We start from the raw sequence: 18,076 nt of genomic DNA on the forward strand, positions 1-18,076 counted from the left end.
AGCCTTCCTGATCCATTGAGACATTCTGCCCAGGAAAGGCTCGGGACCATGAATAGACGACGATGCAGCGTCGCTCCAGTCGATTTAACACAGGCGAAATCGATCGGTTCAGGCCGACAGCGAATTGCGGGCGATGGCTTCGGCTTCGCAGCGGGTGGCGTAGTCGATGGCAAGCTCCAGCGGCAGCGGCCGCGAGAAATGATAGCCCTGCGCCAGGCGAACGCCCATCGCCTTCAATCCCTCGGCGACCCCTTCGCTTTCGACGCCTTCGGCAACGGAGGCAATGCCGAGATTCTGGCAGAGATTGGCGACCGAGCGGGTGATGTTCATGCAACGGGCGTCGCGATCGAAATTCATCACGAAGGCCTTGTCGATCTTCAGCTTGTCGAAGCCAAGACGGTGGATATGGCTGAGGCTCGAATAGCCAGTGCCGAAATCGTCGAGCGCGATCGAAATGCCGGCCGCGCGCAGCATGGTGATGACCTGGTCGGCGGTGTCGAAATCGGAGAGCAGCGCCGTCTCGGTGATTTCAAATTCGATGCGCCGGGGATCGAGGCCGGAGCGGGTGATCATGCCAAGCAGCGCCATCGATGTTTCATGGTCGCAAATATCGCGGGCCGAAAGATTGAAGGACAGCTTGAGATGGCATGGAATGATTGCCAGCGCTTCGAGCGCCTTGGCAAAAAGGATGCGCGTCATCCGGCCGATGACGGCCGTGCGCTCGGCCGCGGGAATGAAAGCTTCGGGGCTGATGCGGCCGAAGCGGGCGCTGTCCCAGCGGGCAAGCGCCTCGTAACCGACGACGCGGCCGCTCTTCAACTCGACGATCGGCTGATATTCGAGTTTCAATTCGCTGGCAAAATCATTCGCCTGCAGCTCGAGTTCGATCAGGTGGCGCTGGGTCAGGATCTTCTCGTGCTCGGCCGAGAAGAATTCGACGCCACTGCTGCGCTTGCTCTTGACCTGGTAGAGGGCGAAATCGGCTTTCTCGTAGAGATCCTCTGCGGTGTATCTGCCGATCTCGGGATAGACGATGCCGCAGGAGCCGAAAACGCGGACCGAGCCGTCGGGGATTTCATAGGGATCGCGGACGGCGGCGCAGAGTGCCTGGCCGAGATCGGCGATCGCCTGGCGTGTCATCGAACAGGGGAAAATGATACCGAACTCGTCGCCGCCGAGACGGGAGACGATGCCCTCTTCGCCGACCAGCGCGGCAAAACGGCGGGCCGTCTCCTTGAGCACCAGATCGCCGGCGGCATGGCCGAAGACATCGTTGACGGGCTTGAAGCCGTCGAGATCGAGAATGCCGAGAACGGGCGGCGCGGACGGATCCTTCTGCAACCGTTTTTCCAGCGAGAGAAAGAAGCTGCGGCGGTTGGCGAGGCCGGTCAGCTGGTCCTGCAGCGCGTTGCGGCTATTGACGAGGTTCAACTGCTCGGCTTCCGCCCGCTTCTGCTTCAGTTCCTCGGTCAATTGCACTAGACCGACGAAATTCTGGAAATAGCTGTCGATCACCCTGAGGAAGGGCAGGATCAGGAAGAGGCCGCTGACGGCGGTCGCGACGAAAACAGGATTGCCCGAGAACATGAAGGTCGCGACCATGGCCGAGAAGGTGATGACCGTGGTGAGCGCCGCCGCCATCGGCAGATGCATCAGGCAAAAGATGCAGGAGATGCCGGTGACGACGAGGAAATAGGCGATCTGGCCCTGCTGGGACGCATCGCCATACTGGGAAAGCGCAATCGCCCAGCCGCCGAAAGCGACGGTGAGGATGGCGGCGCCCGATATGGTGATCTTCATCAGCCGGTAGGCGCGCTCGGCTGTGACGTTCTCCTTGCCCCTGATTTCCCACCAGCAGAGACGGAAGACACAGACGATGCTCAAGGCGACAGGGATATAGAGCGAAAGCCAGAGCGGCGCGGATTCAAGATGGGTGATCGCCACCGCAAGGGCGTTGATGACCAGGAGTACATAGAGAATGGGGATCTGCGACGACAGGGCCCGAAACTGCGCCGTCAGAAGCGTCGGATTGTCTTTTTGCAGCTGCAATGAGGCCAGAAACTTCTTCATCTTCCCTTTTCCGTCGGCCACAGCCGGCCAGAGAAAGCTTGATCATTCCTTATTCACGTGACGGCATGCGAGGCTTGTAAGCGCGGGATGGTCAGCGCTCAGGCCGCTCAGAAGGAAGCGGCTGCGAGTGCCCGGTGGATGCTGTGCAGGTCGTCGACGTTTCTGTTCGCTAGGAAGAGTTCCCAATCGAGAGAGCTCTGGACGATGGTTTCCAGCGAATCGTGCCTGGGCTTCCAGTCGAGCACCTGCCGGGCGAGCGAAGCGTCGGCGACGACGCTGGCTGAATCGCCGGCGCGGCGCGGCGCCATGTGGATCTTGAAGGAATGTCCGTGCAGGCGGGTGACCATGTTCAGCACGTCGAGCACGGAATAGCCGCTGCCATAACCGCAATTGGCAACGAGCGAACCCTTGTCGCGGCGCAGGTGCTGCAGCGCTTTCAGATGCGCATCGACAAGATCGGTGACATGGATGTAGTCGCGCACGCCGGTGCCGTCATGGGTGGGATAATCGATCCCGTAGACACTGACGCTGTCGCGCCTGCCGAGCGCTGCCTCGCAGGCAACCTTGATGAGGTGGGTGGCGCCTGACGTCGACTGGCCGGCGCGGTGGTCGGGATCGGCCCCGGCAACGTTGAAGTAGCGAAGCGCGACATAGTTGAAGTCATAGGCCGCGGCGGCATCGCGCAGCATGAATTCGGTCATCAGCTTCGACTGGCCGTAGGGATTTTCCGGATTGAGGGAGGCAGTCTCTTTCACCGGCAGGTCGGTCTTTTGCTGACCGTAGACGGCCGCGGTCGACGAGAAGACGAAATTGCGGATGCCGGCTTCGACCGACGCGGAGAGCAGCGCCCGGGTCTTGCCTGAATTGTTGTCGTAATAGGAAAGCGGATCGGCGACCGAGACCGGGACGACGGCGGAGCCGGCGAAATGAATGATCGCCTCGATGTCGTTTTCGATGAAGATTTTCTTCAAGATGTCGGGATCGGCGACGTCGCCGAGATAGAAACGCGCCGCCGGCGCCACGGCCCAGCGAAAGCCCGTGGAGAGGCGGTCGAGCACGACCACATCCTCCCCCGCATCGAGCAGCGCCCAAACCATGTGACTGCCGATATATCCGGCGCCGCCCGTCACCAAAACCGCCATGTCCCGCATCCCTGCCTTGTTTTATAGCAGGGTCATCAGGCCCGGTTTTTCTTTCCAATTTTCTTATCGAACGGCCGTTCCAGGCCCTTTGAACCGGTATGTTTGGACTTGTGGTTAGAGGCCGATTTCAGGCTTTGCTCAAGTTTTATCGATCGGCCGATTCCGGCACGAAATCGTTTGGATCGAGCCGCTTCTCAGCGCTTGAGGATATAATCGCAGAGACGCTCGGCCGCGACCGCCACCTGGGCGGGATCGCGCAGGAAACAGGCGCGCAGGAAAAGTTCGCCGCCGGCGCCGAACGCGGTTCCGGGGGCAAGGCCGACGCCTGTCTTGTCGACGATGTCGATGGCAGCGCTGCGGCTGTCGGTGACGCCGTCGATCTTGAGGAAGGCATAGAGCGCGCCATCCGGCTTCAGTGTCTCCACGCGATTGGTGGCGACAAGCGCGTCGCAGAGAAGATCGCGGGAGCGGGCCGCCTTGGCGATATTGGCGGCGATGAAATCGTCGCCCTGATTAAGGGCTGCGACGGCGCCCTTCTGCATGAACTGGGCGACACCCGATGTCGAATACTGGATGAGGTTTTCGAGCACCTGGCCCATCTGAGGCGGGGCGACGATCCAGCCGACGCGCCAGCCGGTCATCGACCAGTTCTTCGAGAAGGAATTGACGAAGATGATCTTGTCGTCCGTCTGCATCACATCGAGGAAAGACGGCGCCCGGCCGCCGGCAAAATAATAGAGCGCGTAGATTTCATCGGCCATGATCCAGAGATCGTGCCGGCGGGCCAGCGCCAGGATATCGGCAAGATCCTTCTTCGTCGCCGTCCAGCCCGTCGGATTCGACGGCGTGTTGACGAAGATGCCCCTGGTCTTCGGCGTGATGGCGGCTTCGACGCGGTCGAGATCGACCGCCCATTTGCCGCCTTCGAACTGCAGTTCGACGCCGACGGAGCGCGCACCCGCGATCTCCAGGGCTGCGGCGATATTCGGCCAGGCGGGGGTGAGATAGACGAATTCGTCACCCGGCGAGGTCATCGTCTGCACGGCGATCTGGATCGCCTGCATGCCGGAGCCGGTGACATAGAAATGCTCGACCGGAAGCCGGTGTCCGAAATGCCTGAAGTAATAATCCGAAAGCGCCTGGCGAAGCTCGGGAATGCCGCGCTGCCAGGTGTAGAAGGTCTCGCCTGAAGCAAGCGCGTCCATCGCCGCCCGGCTGATGAAATCCGGCGTTGGCAGGTCGCCTTCCCCCACCCAGAGAGGCAGCAGGCCTTCGCGGCCGCGGGCATAATTGACGACTTCGACGATCCCGCTTTCTGGCGCCGCCAAGGCGCGCGGGCTGAGGCTCTTCACAATCGACATGCATATCTCCGGTTTCCGCCTTCATAGAGGATTTGCGCCGGCAAATCCCATGATATCCAGTGATGGCACATCGATTTTCGTGATGAATGAGTCCGGCAGGAACGGATGGGCTCCAGCTCGGATCAAGCCGTCGGGCGTGTGGCCAGAAGATCGCGGATTTCCGTGAGCAGCTGAACGTCTGCCGGCGGCGGGGGCAGTTCCTCCGGTGCGGCCTTTTCCTTGCGCTCGACCTGGGCACGCAGGGTATTCACGCCCTTGACCATCAGGAAGATGATCCAGGCAAGGATCAGGAAGTTGATGAGCACGGTGAGGAAGCTGCCATAGGCAAACACCGCCCCTTGCGCGCGGGCGGCTGCCAGTGTCGGCGCGTTGACGGCAGAGGAGAGCGGCAGGAAATAATTCGAAAAATCGAAGCCGCCGAAAATGGCGCCGACGATCGGCATGATGAGGTCGTCGACCAGAGATTTGACAATGCCACCGAAGGCGCCGCCGATGATGACGCCGACCGCCAAATCCATGACATTGCCGCGGGCGATAAAGGCTTTGAATTCGTTGAGCATCGGATCCGTCTCCCTTCGATCCATTTCAGAGAGTATGCGATGGATTTCATTAGCTACATCTTCATTGCGATTAATCAATCGGCAATCGCAATTATTTGGCAATACCCCCGGTGGTCTTTGACTTAAGGCCTAGACGGGCGGGAATTTTCAACGCCTCTGAAATGACTTAAGCTGAAAGGGTTGCGGGAGGTCCCGGCGGGTTTTCCGCCGGCGGAGGGTCAATGCTTCCAGGCTGGGTCATATTCGCGTCTGCCTTCGGCTATCTGCTCCTGCTTTTCGCCGTGGCAAGCTATGGCGACCGCAAGAAGCGCGGCCCGGGTGCGCTCGAAGGCGGATGGCCGGTGGTCTATGCGCTGAGCCTGGCGATCTACTGCACCTCCTGGACCTATTTCGGCAGCGTCGGGCTTGCCGCGCAGCGCGGCCTGGAATTTGCCGGCATCTATATCGGCCCCATTCTGGTCTTCACGCTCGGCATGCCGCTGCTTCGCCGCATCATCGAGCTCGCCAAGGCCGAGAAGCTCACCTCGGTTGCCGATTTCGTCGCCGCGCGCTACGGCAAGAACCCGACCGTCGCCACCATCGTCGCGCTGATCTCGCTGATCGGCACCATTCCCTATATCGCGCTGCAGCTGAAGGCGATCTCCAGCACCGTAAGCGCGATGGTCAACCCGTCCGACTACGGCATTGGCAGCGGCAATCTCTACTTTCTCGACCTGCCGCTCGTGGCGACGCTGGTGCTTGCCTGCTTCGCCATCATGTTCGGCACGCGGCATACCGACGCGACGGAACACCAGGACGGCCTCATCCTCGCCGTTTCGATGGAATCCGTGGTCAAGCTGGTCGCCTTCCTGACGGCCGGCGTCTGCGTCATCTGGTTTCTCTTCGACGGCCCGAGCGATCTCTGGCAAAAGACCGTCGACAACAGCCTCGTCATGTCGGCCCTCAGCTACCACACGCCGATCAGCCGCTGGATCACCCTGATCGCGCTGTCGGCCTTCGCGATCATCCTGCTGCCGCGGCAATTCCACGTGACGGTCGTCGAAAACCGGACGCCGAAACAGCTGAAACTCGCAGGCTTCCTGTTTCCCACCTACCTCATTGCGATCAATCTCTTCGTGCTGCCGGTGGCGATCGGCGGACTGCTGACCTTCGGCGGCGCCGGCAATGCCGATTTCTACATGCTGTCGCTGCCGCTGGCCGGTGAGATGCCGGTGGTGTCGCTGATTACCTTCATCGGCGGCTTTTCCGCCGCAACGGCGATGGTCATCGTTGATTCCGTGGCGCTGTCGATCATGGTGTCGAACGACATCATCATGCCGATCTTCCTGAGGCGTAAACTTGCCGGCCGCGCCAGCCAGCGCGACAATTTCGCCAAGACGCTGCTCAACATCCGCCGCAGCGCCATTTTTGCGGTGCTGCTGTTCGGCTACGCCTATTACCGCTCGACCGACAGCACCGCCGGCCTTGCCTCGATCGGCCTTCTCTCCTTTGCCGCCATCGCCCAGATCGCCCCAGCGCTGTTCGGCGGGCTGATCTGGCGGCGGGCCAATGCACGCGGCGCGATCCTCGGGCTTTCCTCCGGCTTCGTCATCTGGATCTACCTGCTGTTCCTGCCCTCGCTCGGCGGCCCCGATTATTCCTATGTGGCGAGCGCCGTGCTCGGCTTCATCTTTCCGGGCACGACACTGTTTGCCGCGCCCGACGCCGATCCGCTGGTCAATGCGACGGTGATGAGCCTCCTCGTCAACACCGCCTTCTTCATCGTCGGCTCGCTGACCCGCAATGCCAGGCCACTCGAACGCATCCAGGCCGGCATCTTCGTCAAACGCCATTCGCGCTCGCAATTTGCCACGCGCGGCTGGAAGACCCGCATCAGCGTCGGCGATCTCAAGGCGGCGATCTCGCGTTATCTCGGCGAAGAACGCATGCAGCGCTCGTTGACGACCTACGAACAAAGCTCCGGCCGCAAGCTGGAGGACGATCAGCCGGCCGATATGGCGCTGATCCATTTCAGCGAGCAGCTGCTCGGCAGCGCCATCGGCTCGTCCTCGGCGCGGCTGGTGCTGTCGTTGATCCTGCAGAAGACCGAGGACGCCTCTTCCGACACTGCATGGCTGCTCGACCAGGCGAGCGAGGCGCTGCAATATAACCAGGATATGCTGCAAACCGCCCTTTCGCAGATGGACCAGGGCATTGCCGTCTTCGACAGCTCCAACCGGCTGACGATCTGGAACCGGCGCTTCCGGCAATTGCTGGACCTGCCGGAAAGCGCCGGCCAGGTCGGTTTCCCCTTGTCCGATATCGTCAAAACACTCAGCGAGCGCGGCGACATCGCGCCCGGCGATCTCAATCAGACGGTGCGGCATTTCCTGACGCTCGACAAACCCTTCGCACTGGTGCTCAGCGGCGGCGAGCGGATTATCGAGGTGCGCTCCAACGCCATGCCGGACAAGGGCATCGTCGCCACCTTCACCGATATCACCCAGCGCGTCAGCGCCGACCAGGCGCTGAAACAGGCAAATGAGACGCTGGAGCAGCGCGTTGCCGAACGCACGGCCGAGCTGACCCGCGTCAATCACGAACTCGCCGAGGCGCGGGCCGCCGCCGACGAGGCGAATATCGGCAAGACGCGCTTTTTCGCCGCCGCCGGCCACGATATCCTGCAGCCGCTGAACGCCGCCAGGCTCTATTCCTCGGCACTGGTCGAGCGCATGGCGCAATCCGACAACAGCCCGATCGTCCGCAATATCGATTCGGCGCTGGAATCGGTCGAAACCATTCTCGGCGCGGTGCTCGATATCTCCAGGCTCGATACCGGCGCGATGCGGCCGCGGCTCGCTGCCGTCGCACTTTCCGACCTCTTGGAGCGGATCGAAACCGATTTCGCGCCGATCGCCCGCGAAAAACAGCTGAAGCTAGTGGTCATGCGGACGTCGCTCAGGGTGCGCTCCGACCCCAATCTTCTGCGCCGGCTGGTGCAGAACCTCGTTTCCAACGCGATCAAATACACGATCACCGGCAAGGTGCTGGTGGGCGCGCGGCGGCGCGGTAACCAGGTGATCATCCAGGTGATCGATTCCGGCATCGGCATACCGCCGTCGAAATTCCGCACGGTGTTCAAGGAATTCGCCCGGCTGGACGAAGGGGCGAAAACCGCTTCCGGCCTCGGACTCGGCCTGTCGATCGTCGACCGCATCGCCCGGGTGCTCAACCATCCGGTGGAGCTGCACTCGACGCACGGCAGGGGCACGGAATTCCGCATCGCCATGCCGCTCGACATCTCGCGGCCGGCCGAGGCGGCGGCGGCCGTCACGCCCGCCGACCGGCCGGGGCAGCCGCTCAAGGGACTGAAGATCCTCTGCATCGACAACGAGCCGAAGATCCTCGAGGGCATGCGGCTGCTGCTGAGCGGCTGGGGCTGCGAGGTCAAGGCGCTTAATGGCCTCGCCGACGTGATATCAGGCGACGGCCGTGACGGGCCGCCGGATCTCGCCATCGCCGATTATCATCTCGACGACGGCACCGGCATCGCCGCGATCCTGCATCTGCGCCGGCAGTTCGGCGCCGATATTCCCGCTTTGTTGGTTACCGCCGACCGCACGCCTGAAGTGCGCAGCGAGGCCGAGCGATACGGCATCGCCGTCCAGCACAAGCCGGTGCGGCCGGCAGCCCTGCGCGCCTATATCACGCAGATTTCCGGCCTCAAGCGCGCGGCCGCGGAGTAAGAGACAGGCTCAATCCTTCGTGGTCATGACGCGCGAGACTAGATCGCTCACCCGCGCGGCATCCGGCACGTCGTCGAACAGGATGCGGTACATGATCGGCGCCACCACATCATCCATGACCCGGTCCACATCCGGAAAGATCTCGCTACGGGCCTTGGCCCTCTCGGCGATGACGAGGATCTGCTGGCGGGTATATTCCGAGCATTTGCAGGCATTGGCGCCCGCTTGTGCCGCCAGCACGTCGCGGATCATCTCGCGGCCCGGCCCGGAGGACATTTCCTCGGCATATTGCTCAGCCCAGGCCTGTAGATCGGCCTTGCCGCTGCCGGCATCGATCGGCTGCATATCCGGACGCAGCCGCTCGACGGCGACATCGGCAAGAAGCTCCTGCAGGTCGCCCCAGCGGCGATAGATGGTCGACGGCGTCACACCCGCGCTGGCGGCGATCAGCGGAATCGTCACCTCGGCACGGTTCATGTCGGCCAATAGCTCACGGACCGCCTTGTGCACCGATGCCTGAACCCGGGCGCTTCTGCCGCCCGGACGGAGATTCTCTTTCACTGCCATGCCTGCAACCCGACCTCTTATCCCGGAACCTTCCGGGCGACATGCCTTACACACGCATGGTTCAAAATCTTTGACAGAACCATAAACGCAAAGAATTTGCCTTTACGATGCACTCGCCTTACATGGAGCTAACGCAACGGCTTAGCTTTAAGAGGGCTTATATATGGTCGCCGCAGCCAAATCCACAGAGAATGCGCCGCAGCCCTCGATCGGTTTCCATGCGCTGACGCTCGCCACTTTTTTCGGCGCCTCCGCGGCGCCCACGCCGCTCTACCGGATCTACCAGGAAAACTTCTCGCTCTCGCCGGTGCTGATTACGGTGGTCTTCGCCGTTTACGCCTTCGCGCTGCTGGCAGCGCTCCTGACCGCCGGTTCGCTCTCGGATCATCTCGGCCGCAAGCCGGTGATCTTTTTCGCCCTGGTGCTCGAAATCATCGCCATGGGCCTCTTCGTCGTCGCCGGCGGCCCCGGCTGGTTGATTGCGGCGCGGATCGTCCAGGGAATTGCGACCGGGATCGCCGGCGCCTCGCTGGGCGCTGCTCTCGTGGATGTCGACCGGGCAAAGGGGCAGATCGTCAATTCGATCGCGCCGCTTTGCGGCATGGCGGTGGGCGCGGTCGGCACCAGCGCCCTGATCCAATACGGCCCCTTCCCGATGCATCTCATTTATGCCCTGCTGCTTCTCGCCTTCGCGCTGCTGGCGGCGGCGATCTGGCTGACGCAGGAGACCGGCGGCACACGGCCGGGCGCGCTCGGTTCGCTGATCCCCAGGGTCACGGTTCCCCAGCAGGTGAAGCGGCCGCTGTCGCTGGTGACGCCGATCAACATCGCCAACTGGACGCTCGCCGGCTTCTATCTTTCGCTGGTCCCGTCGCTGGTCGCCAGCACCACCGGCAGCCGCGCGCCACTGACCGGAGGGGCCGTCGTGACTGCGCTGATGGCGAGCGGAGCGATCACCGTCTATCTCAGGCGCGGCAAGTCGGCCTCGGCCAATCTCGGTTTCGGCGTGTCGGCCAAGACGCTCGGCATTCTGACGGTCGTTGCCGGCGTGCATCTCGCCAATGTGCCGCTGCTTCTCATCGGCACCGTCTTCACCGGCGCCGGTTTCGGCACCAATTTCCTCGGCTCGATCGGCACCATCATGCCGCTCGCCAAGGCGGATGAACGGGCCGGGCTGCTGTCGGCGTTCTACGTTCAGAGCTATCTCGCCTTCAGCCTGCCGGCGATTCTTGCCGGGTTCCTGGCGAAATCTGCCGGTTATGCGCTGACGACCGATATCTATGCGACGGCAATCCTGCTGCTGATGGGCGCCGGACTGCTCGGGCTTCGCGCCGGACGACGGAAGGCGGCGGCCTGAGGACGGCCGCCGCAATCATCCATGGTGGGGATCCGTCACCGTTCCGTTGAAGGGATCGGGTCAGAAATCCTCCCAGCCGTGGTCGGCCGGCGCGGCCGCCTTTGAACCGCCGCCAAGCGCGGCCGCCAGCGTCTTCTTCAGCGCACGCGCCGGCGAGGGAACCGGGATCGTTGCATGCGACGAGACGATTTTCGGCGCGGCGAGCGGACGCGGCGCGTTCGATCGCGATATAGCCGATGTCATGCCCGTGCCCGTATCGAGGCGGAACTGGCCCAACCGTCCGGACAGGGCGGAAACCTCGGTCGCAAGCGTGTGGGCCGCGGCATTCGACTCCTCGACCATAGCCGCGTTCTTCTGCGTCGCCTGATCCATCTGATTGACGGCGGTATTGATTTCCTGAAGGCCGGTCGACTGCTCGCGCGCGGATTGGACGATCGCGTGGACATTGCGGTCGATCTGCTGCACCTCCTGCACAATCCCGTCCAAGGCATCGCCGGTCTCACGCACCAGGGCAACGCCATGCCGCACCTGGCCGCCGGAAGCACTAATCAGCGCCTTGATCTCCTTGGCTGCGCCGGCCGAGCGCTGCGCCAGCTCCCGGACCTCCTGAGCGACGACCGCGAAGCCCTTGCCGGCTTCTCCGGCACGGGCGGCCTCGACGCCGGCATTCAGCGCAAGCAGGTTCGTCTGGAAGGCGATCTCGTCGATGACGCCGATGATATTGGAGATCGACTTGGAGGACTGTTCGATGTCGTTCATCGCTTCGACAGCCCGCTGCACGATCTGGCCGGACCGTTCGGCATTTTCCTTCGTGCGAACAACCATCGATCCGGCTTCTTCGGCACGCGCCGTGGAATCCTTGACGGATGTCGTGATCTGCTCAAGCGCCGCGGCAGTTTGCTCGACGGAGGCAGCCTGTTGTTCCGTCCGGCGCGCCAGATCGTCGGCCGCAGAACGAATCTCCTCGGTGCCGCTTTGGATGACCTCCGCATTCTGCGAGAACGACACCAGCGCCGAACGCAGTTTAACGACCGACTCGTTGAAATTGATGCGGGTCTCATCAAGCGTCGCGGCGAAAGGATGCTCGAGCGCGCTCGTCATGTCGCCTTCGGCAAGCTTGGCTAGGCCAAGCGCCAATTCACCGACGGCGAATTTGACGTCCGCTTCCTGGGCCTGGTCGATCCGGGCGCGCTCGGCACGCTCCCGTTCCTGCAGCGCGCGGTTTTCTTCTGCCTCGGTCTCCAGACGCGCCCTGTCGCGGTTGCTCTCCAATAGCGCCTTCAGCGAGCGCGAGAGATCGCCGATTTCGTCCTTCGCCTCACCGTCCTTCAGGGTGACATCGAGCTTGCCCGCGGCAATCTCGGCAGTCTCGGCGATGACGCCGGAAATCCGGCCGACGAAGCGGCGTGCGATCAGCCACCCGGCAATGCCCAGCAGCACCGCCGCAAGGCTCGTCGCGACGATGGCATCCCGAACCACCGCATAGAGCGGTGCGAACAGTGTTGCCTTCGGGACCGAAACGATCGCATACCAATTGGAGCCCTCGGCAAGCTTGACGGCGGTGGCAATTGCCAGGGAGACGCTGCCGTCCTCATTGGTCACTTCACGCTCAAGACCGGCGTTGGCGATGAGATGGTCCCAATCCGCAGTTTTCGCTCCGGTCTCGGAAAGGCTCTTGCCGATGAGGCTTGCATCCGGGTGACTGACGATCTTGCCGGCACTGGTGACCAGGCCAAGAAAGCCCGCTCCCATCGGTCGGCTGGCTGACAGCGCCTTGGCGGTGTCCTGAAGCGAAAGATCAAGGCCGGCAACGCCGACGGCTTTGCCGTCGATCACAATCGGCTCGGTGACAGAGGTCATCAAAACGTCTTTTCCATCGATCGCATAGGAATAGGGCTCGATGATCACGGTTTTGCGCTGCGTGAACGGCAGTTGATAATAGTCGCCCGCTCCAGCGACGGTGTAATCCGTCAAAGCCGCATGGGTGATCTGGCCGCCGCTGCGCACCCAATAGGGCACATAGCGGCCCGTCGTGTCGTGTCCTTCCTTGCCGACGTATTCCTTGTCCTTGTCGTCGAAAGCATTCGGCTCCCATCCGGTCCAAATCCCAAGGACCGGGGGTTGGCTTGCAGCATGTTGCGCAGGACCTTGTCCGCCTTGGCTCGATCGGTGTCGCCCATTTCCTTCATCGTCGTCAGCACGGCGTTCAGACCGTCCACGATATGCACGGTGCCGCCGATGTTCTTTTCGACCTTCAGCGCCTCGGCCGTCGCGATCTGGCGCATCTGCTCGATGCTGCCGCTGTGAATTTCGGTATAGGACCGATAGAAAATGGCCCCCGAAGCGACAATAACGGCAATGACGCCGCAGGCCGCCACAGAGAAGAGATTGCGACTTGTCGTAGACTTGAAAAGCATGTTCCCGCTCGCCTTCGCTGCTGTACTGGCGCATGCCTTAAGTCCAATTCGCCGGCGCGTTTAAACAACCGTCATCCAGCAGAAACTGAAGGCCCCCCAATATTCATGCTTGCAAAATTTGATTAAAAGAAAGTTCTTATGCTCTAAAGCAGCGCCGCTATCCTTCAGATCCGCGCGCGCTTTAAGTGTTTATTTTCTCGCATGTCTTTGCCGCAAAACCGCTGCGCGGTCTGCACGGCATGCTTTGAAGACGACGGGATTATTCCGCAGGGCCTGCACTTTCCGGCTTCAGATCGAGCAGCGCACGGCCGCTGCCATCCATGGCGAAGGGGACGGAAGCGTGCTGATGGACGACCAGCCAGCGGCCATCCCGCTTGACGAGGCCCAGCGTCTGGCGGAACCAGAGATTGACCTCCGTGCCATCGGTCTTGGTGCCTGTCATGCGCGTCAGCCCGCTCCAGAAGGCGACATCGCCGCCGACCGTCAACCTGGCATCGCGCACTTCGCCACCGATTGGGCCTTCCCAAGTATCGAACCAGGCCTGCACGCCGGCCTCGTCCTTGCCATTGATGACGAGCGGCGGCGCCAGCGAAAACTCGACGGAATCCTCGGCCTCATAGGAAAGCGCCTCTTCGGCGTTCTTTTCACCGAGCGCCTTGGCCCGCATCATCAGCATGGCGATGATCGCCTCTTCTTCATGCCTGGCATTGGCTTCGTCGTTCACGATCGTTCTCCTTTTCCACTACGGCCAGAGGACGAACGAGAGGAGGACGATCCGACAACCGCCACGCAATTTGCTGAATTGCTTCAGAGATAACTCGTCACTTCAGGCTCGTTCCACCAGGCATCGTGCCTGCCGTCGTAATAACGGACTGATAAGGCTGCCAGTTCCTCAGGGGTGATATCGTCGAGACAGGCGATGTTGATCGAGACATAGGCGCCGCCGACCGCCTCGACATAACCGTCGCCGAAGGCAGGCACGCCGCAGGTGCGGCAGAAGCGGTGATGGCCGCTCTTCGTGTTGAACTGGTAATCTGATGTCTCAGCTGCGTCGGACATCAGCCGGAAATCCTCCGGCTTGACGTTGGCGCCCCAATAGCGCCGCTTGGCGCAGATCGAGCAATTGCAGCGGCCGGTGCCTTCTTCGAGATCCATATCGACCTCGTAGTGCACTTTGCCGCAATGGCAGCTTCCCTTGTAGGTCTTCTTCATGGCGCTCGCCTCACTGTTGCCTTCAACACTTCGATATGACAATATGTTGTCATTATGGATGAGATACAAAATCGACAACATGTTGTCAAACAAAATCGGCCGGAGCGAACGATGGAGGGGAATGCCTTTTCCGCTTTCGCGATCACCGCCCTTCGCCTCGCCGGCCATCTGACGGCGGCGGGCGACCAGCTGGCGAAGCCCGCGGGACAGACAAGCGCGCGATGGCAGGTGCTGGCCGCAGCAAGGCGCGGCGACATGTCGGTGGCGCAGATCGCCCGTGCGCTCGGCCTCGCCCGCCAGGGCGTGCAGCGGCTTGCCGACGTGCTGGAGGGTGAAGGGCTGATCGCCTATGCCGACAACCCGCAGCACCAGCGGGCCAAGCTGGTGCGGCTGACCGCGGAAGGGGCAGCGCGGCTCGGCGTCATCGAGGTGGCGCAGGCCCGATGGGCCGATGGGCTTGGAGCCGCGTTTATGTCGACCGAACTCGATGCCGCGCGGGGGGTGATGGCGCGGGTGATGGAGATGCTGGAGGCCGAAGAGGCGTCGCGCGGCTGAACGATCGGCCTTGCGATGATACGGCCGGGGCTGACCGCAAATAAAAAAGGCCGGGCTAACCCGACCTTCCCTGCCATCTCAACGAACCGTGCCAGTACATCCGTGGTCACGATCCGGAGATGATATTCAAAGCTCCACGCGTCCAAGGGACGCGCTGCTTTTTATTCTACGCAATTCCCGACGGAAAACCGCTTCGCAGTTTTCCTGGAAATTGCTCTGGGCCTTAAGCCGCCTGGAGGCGGTCAGCCGACATCTTGCCGGACTTGTTGTCGCGGACGAGCTCGTAAGACAGCTTCTGGCCATCCTTGAGATCGCGCATGCCGGCGCGTTCGACGGCCGAGATGTGGACGAAAACGTCGGCAGCGCCGTCATCCGGCTGAATGAAGCCGAAGCCCTTGGTTGCGTTGAACCACTTTACGGTACCAGTGCTCATGACGATATCCTTTTCGAATCGCTCATAGAAGATTGCCGCGCGTACCGAAGCACGAGCGGCGATGAAAACCGATTTTGGAGGAAGTTCGCCAGGAACGACGCAAGCGCCGTTTCAAAGTTCATCTAGCAAGATCGATGCGAGAACGTTTAATCGGGAATTGTGTCCGTGGCAAGGCGTCGGCACGGAAAAGTCGAATCAGCTTGCGGGACGTTCTTGGACGGCGTGCCGTGGCCACCCCTCTGCCCTGCCGGGCATCTCCCCCCAGGTGGGGAGATTGGCTTGGCTTACTGGCTTCCCCAAACAACTGGCGTCACAGCGTGGCGAAACCGTCGAGGGACGGGAAGGTTTGGCCACTTGTGATCTCCCCACCTGTGCGAAAGATGCCCGGCAGGGCAGAGGGGGGCGGCCGCGGCACAACGGAAAAGCTCGTCCCGTTAAAACCAAGACCGCGAAACGGCTTACGCCGCCACCTTCGCCCCCGCATAAGGATCGAACCGCCCATAAAACGTCTCACCCTTGGCAGCCATATCCTTCAGCAGCGGCGTCGGCTTGAAATGATCTCCGTAAGCCCCAGCTAACTTTTCTGCCAGGTCCACGAAGGCCTTAGCGCCCATGCCGTCGATATAGCTGAGCGCGCCGCCGGTATAGGGCGCGAAGCCGAATCCGAGGATCGAGCCGACGTCGGCTTCGCGCGGATCGGTGACGATACCTTCCTCGACGGTGCGGGCGGCTTCGAGCGCGATGGTGACGAGGAAGCGTTGCTTCAGCACGGCGACATCGACCTCATCCGCCTTCTTCTGCGGGTAGAGGCTCTTCAGTTCGGGCCAGAGCGACTTTTTCGCCGGTTTCGGCGGATAGTCGTAAAAGCCCTTGGAATTCTTGCGGCCGAAACGGCCCTCCTTTTCCACCATTCGGGAGATCAGCTCCATATGCCTGGGGTCGATCGCCTTCTCGCCAAGATCGGCGGCGGTGGCCTTGAGGATCTTCAGCGACAGGTCGATCGCCACCTCGTCGTTTAGCGCCAGGGGACCGACCGGCATGCCGGCCATCTTCGCCGCATTCTCGATCATCGCAGGCGGCACGCCCTCGATCAGCATGTCGTAACTCTCAGACATGTAGCGCAGCACGCAGCGATTGACGAAGAAGCCGCGGGTGTCGTTGACGACGATCGGCGTCTTCTTGATCGCCGCGACATAATCGAGAGCGACGGCGAGCGCCTTGTCGCCGGTCTCCTTGCCGAGGATGACCTCGGTCAGCATCATCTTCTCCACGGGCGAGAAGAAGTGGATGCCGATGAAATCGGCGGGGCGCTTCGAGTTCTTCGCCAGTCCCGTGATCGGCAGGGTCGAGGTATTGGAGGCGAAGATCGCGCCTTCCGGCAGTACGGCTTCGACCGCCTCGATGACCGACTTTTTCACTTCGCGATCCTCGAACACCGCCTCGATGACGAGATCGGCGGTGGCGAGACCGGCATAATCGGCGGAGGGCGTGATGCGGGCAAGAAGGGCCGCGGCCTCGTCCTGCGTAAACCGTCCCTTACCGACGGAATCCTTGACCAGGCCTTCGCAGACGGCCTTGCCCTTGGCGGCCGCTTCCATGTCGCGGTCGATCAGCGTCACTGGGAGACCGGCGGCGGCGGTGACATAGGCGATCGAGGCGCCCATGAAGCCGGCGCCGACGACACCGACATGTTTCAGTTCGGTCTTGGGATGGCCTGCCGGGCGGCGGGCACCCTTGCCGAGTTCCTGCATCGAGATGAACAGCGAGCGGATCATCGAGAAGGCTTCGCGGGTCTGCAGCACTTCGGTGAAATAACGCTGCTCGACCTTCAGGCCGGTATCGAAGGGCACCTGCAGGCCTTCATAGACGCATTTCAGGATGGCGAGCGCGGCTGGATAATTGCCGGAGGTTTCGCGGCGCAGGATTGCCGGTGCGGCCGGCCAGAGCTGGGCGGAGGCCGGCGTCCAGATGCCGCCACCCGGCGCCTTGAAGCCCTTCTCGTCCCAGGGGGCGACCGGCTTCAGGCCATCCCTGATCATCTGCTTGGCGGCGGGGATCAACTGATCCGGGTCGACCACCTGATGCACGAGGTTCATCGCCTTGGCGCGGGAGCCGGTCAGCGACTGGCCGGTCGTCATCATCTGCAGCGCGTCCTGGGCGTTGGCCAGCCGCGGCACACGCTGGGTGCCGCCGGCGCCGGGGAAGATGCCGACCTTTACCTCGGGCAGCGCGATCTTGACGCTCTTGGCGTTGGAGGCGACACGACCGTGGCAGGCAAGCGACAGTTCAAAGGCGCCGCCCATGCAGGTGCCGTTGATGGCCGAAACCCAGGGCTTGCCCGATGTTTCGAGCTTGCGGAACAGGCCGGACATGCGCCCGACCAGGCCGAAAAGCGTCTGCACCGCTGTCTCCGGGCTGTTTGCCTTCTCGTCCTGATAGGCGCTGAACATCGACTTGATCATCGACAGATCGGCGCCGCCGGAGAAGGAGGATTTGCCCGAGGTGAAGACGACGCCCTTGACGGCAGCGTCAGCGGTCGTGGCGTCAATGATCGCGTCGAGTTCGGCCATCACCTCGGCGGTAAAAACGTTCATCGATTTGCCGGGCATGTCCCAGGTGACGAGAGCGATGCCGTCGGCGTCGGTTTCGAGCGTGAAATTGGTGTAGGTCATTGGGT

Annotated in this window: 12 protein-coding genes and 1 pseudogene; 3 read left to right on the top strand and 10 right to left on the bottom strand. The window is 62.1% G+C overall.

Translation table 11 applies throughout. From position 1 onward, the window contains the following. Nucleotides 1-108 precede the first annotated feature (108 nt). The 4 genes from MF410_RS16195 to mscL all read right to left on the bottom strand — a co-directional run bounded on the left by MF410_RS16195 (nt 109) and on the right by mscL (nt 5,133). Entirely contained in the window at nt 109-2,070 is a 1,962-nt protein-coding gene (locus MF410_RS16195) for an EAL domain-containing protein (RefSeq protein WP_097624806.1), read from the bottom strand. Between the two features lie 107 nt (nt 2,071-2,177). Next, nucleotides 2,178-3,212, bottom strand: a complete 1,035-nt coding sequence (gene galE, locus MF410_RS16200) for a UDP-glucose 4-epimerase GalE (protein WP_097624805.1) — start codon at nt 3,210-3,212, stop codon at nt 2,178-2,180. A gap of 194 nt (nt 3,213-3,406) precedes the next feature. Next, complete coding sequence (locus MF410_RS16205; protein WP_097624804.1) at nt 3,407-4,573, bottom strand: pyridoxal phosphate-dependent aminotransferase; 1,167 nt, start codon at nt 4,571-4,573, stop codon at nt 3,407-3,409. A 122-nt stretch (nt 4,574-4,695) separates the two neighbouring features. Then, nucleotides 4,696-5,133: a large conductance mechanosensitive channel protein MscL gene (gene mscL, locus MF410_RS16210; RefSeq protein WP_097624861.1), complete on the bottom strand. Its 438-nt coding sequence runs from the start codon at nt 5,131-5,133 to the stop codon at nt 4,696-4,698. Between the two features lie 221 nt (nt 5,134-5,354). Here mscL and MF410_RS16215 point away from each other — a divergent pair, with 221 nt between their 5' ends. Further along, on the top strand, nt 5,355-8,858 hold the full coding sequence (locus MF410_RS16215) for a hybrid sensor histidine kinase/response regulator (RefSeq protein ID WP_097624803.1): 3,504 nt from the start codon (nt 5,355-5,357) through the stop codon (nt 8,856-8,858). Between the two features lie 9 nt (nt 8,859-8,867). Here MF410_RS16215 and MF410_RS16220 read toward each other — a convergent pair whose 3' ends face one another. Further along, nucleotides 8,868-9,425 carry a TetR/AcrR family transcriptional regulator gene (locus MF410_RS16220; protein ID WP_097624802.1) on the bottom strand — a complete coding sequence of 186 codons (558 nt, stop codon included), beginning with the start codon at nt 9,423-9,425 and terminating at the stop codon, nt 8,868-8,870. 163 nt (nt 9,426-9,588) lie between these two features. Between MF410_RS16220 and MF410_RS16225 the strand changes: the two genes are divergently transcribed. After that, a complete protein-coding gene (locus MF410_RS16225; protein ID WP_097624801.1) occupies nt 9,589-10,782 on the top strand; it encodes an MFS transporter in 1,194 nt (397 codons plus the stop codon). Between the two features lie 60 nt (nt 10,783-10,842). On the opposite strand, the pseudogene MF410_RS16230 reads toward MF410_RS16225, so the two are convergent. The 3 genes and pseudogenes from MF410_RS16230 to MF410_RS16240 all read right to left on the bottom strand — a co-directional run bounded on the left by MF410_RS16230 (nt 10,843) and on the right by MF410_RS16240 (nt 14,411). Next, a pseudogene (locus tag MF410_RS16230) lies at nt 10,843-13,199 on the bottom strand (methyl-accepting chemotaxis protein). A gap of 259 nt (nt 13,200-13,458) precedes the next feature. Next, a complete protein-coding gene (locus MF410_RS16235) occupies nt 13,459-13,923 on the bottom strand; it encodes a nuclear transport factor 2 family protein (RefSeq protein ID WP_131711355.1) in 465 nt (154 codons plus the stop codon). An 83-nt stretch (nt 13,924-14,006) separates the two neighbouring features. Then, complete coding sequence (locus MF410_RS16240) at nt 14,007-14,411, bottom strand: GFA family protein (RefSeq protein ID WP_097624799.1); 405 nt, start codon at nt 14,409-14,411, stop codon at nt 14,007-14,009. A 54-nt stretch (nt 14,412-14,465) separates the two neighbouring features. Here MF410_RS16240 and MF410_RS16245 point away from each other — a divergent pair, with 54 nt between their 5' ends. Then, complete coding sequence (locus tag MF410_RS16245) at nt 14,466-14,966, top strand: MarR family transcriptional regulator (RefSeq protein ID WP_097624798.1); 501 nt, start codon at nt 14,466-14,468, stop codon at nt 14,964-14,966. Nucleotides 14,967-15,189: 223 nt separating this feature from the next. On the opposite strand, the gene MF410_RS16250 is transcribed toward MF410_RS16245, so the two are convergent. Both MF410_RS16250 and MF410_RS16255 read right to left on the bottom strand, forming a co-directional pair. After that, entirely contained in the window at nt 15,190-15,399 is a 210-nt protein-coding gene (locus tag MF410_RS16250; RefSeq protein ID WP_003545273.1) for a cold-shock protein, read from the bottom strand. A 458-nt stretch (nt 15,400-15,857) separates the two neighbouring features. Further along, complete coding sequence (locus tag MF410_RS16255; RefSeq protein ID WP_097624797.1) at nt 15,858-18,071, bottom strand: 3-hydroxyacyl-CoA dehydrogenase NAD-binding domain-containing protein; 2,214 nt, start codon at nt 18,069-18,071, stop codon at nt 15,858-15,860. Nucleotides 18,072-18,076: the final 5 nt, after the last annotated feature.

Origin of the sequence: Rhizobium sp. C104 (assembly GCF_022354505.1) — a bacterium.
GTDB classification, from domain to species: domain Bacteria; phylum Pseudomonadota; class Alphaproteobacteria; order Rhizobiales; family Rhizobiaceae; genus Rhizobium; species Rhizobium redzepovicii.

What these genes read in the sequence shown, in the direction of transcription:
- MF410_RS16195 (WP_097624806.1), bottom strand. Translation starts at nt 2,070, where the DNA reads ATGAAGAAGTTTCTGGCCTCATTGCAGCTGCAAAAAGACAATCCGACG.
- galE (WP_097624805.1), bottom strand. Translation starts at nt 3,212, where the DNA reads ATGGCGGTTTTGGTGACGGGCGGCGCCGGATATATCGGCAGTCACATG.
- MF410_RS16205 (WP_097624804.1), bottom strand. Translation starts at nt 4,573, where the DNA reads ATGTCGATTGTGAAGAGCCTCAGCCCGCGCGCCTTGGCGGCGCCAGAA.
- mscL (WP_097624861.1), bottom strand. Translation starts at nt 5,133, where the DNA reads ATGCTCAACGAATTCAAAGCCTTTATCGCCCGCGGCAATGTCATGGAT.
- MF410_RS16215 (WP_097624803.1), top strand. Translation starts at nt 5,355, where the DNA reads ATGCTTCCAGGCTGGGTCATATTCGCGTCTGCCTTCGGCTATCTGCTC.
- MF410_RS16220 (WP_097624802.1), bottom strand. Translation starts at nt 9,425, where the DNA reads ATGGCAGTGAAAGAGAATCTCCGTCCGGGCGGCAGAAGCGCCCGGGTT.
- MF410_RS16225 (WP_097624801.1), top strand. Translation starts at nt 9,589, where the DNA reads ATGGTCGCCGCAGCCAAATCCACAGAGAATGCGCCGCAGCCCTCGATC.
- MF410_RS16240 (WP_097624799.1), bottom strand. Translation starts at nt 14,411, where the DNA reads ATGAAGAAGACCTACAAGGGAAGCTGCCATTGCGGCAAAGTGCACTAC.
- MF410_RS16245 (WP_097624798.1), top strand. Translation starts at nt 14,466, where the DNA reads ATGGATGAGATACAAAATCGACAACATGTTGTCAAACAAAATCGGCCG.
- MF410_RS16250 (WP_003545273.1), bottom strand. Translation starts at nt 15,399, where the DNA reads ATGAGCACTGGTACCGTAAAGTGGTTCAACGCAACCAAGGGCTTCGGC.
- MF410_RS16255 (WP_097624797.1), bottom strand. Translation starts at nt 18,071, where the DNA reads ATGACCTACACCAATTTCACGCTCGAAACCGACGCCGACGGCATCGCT.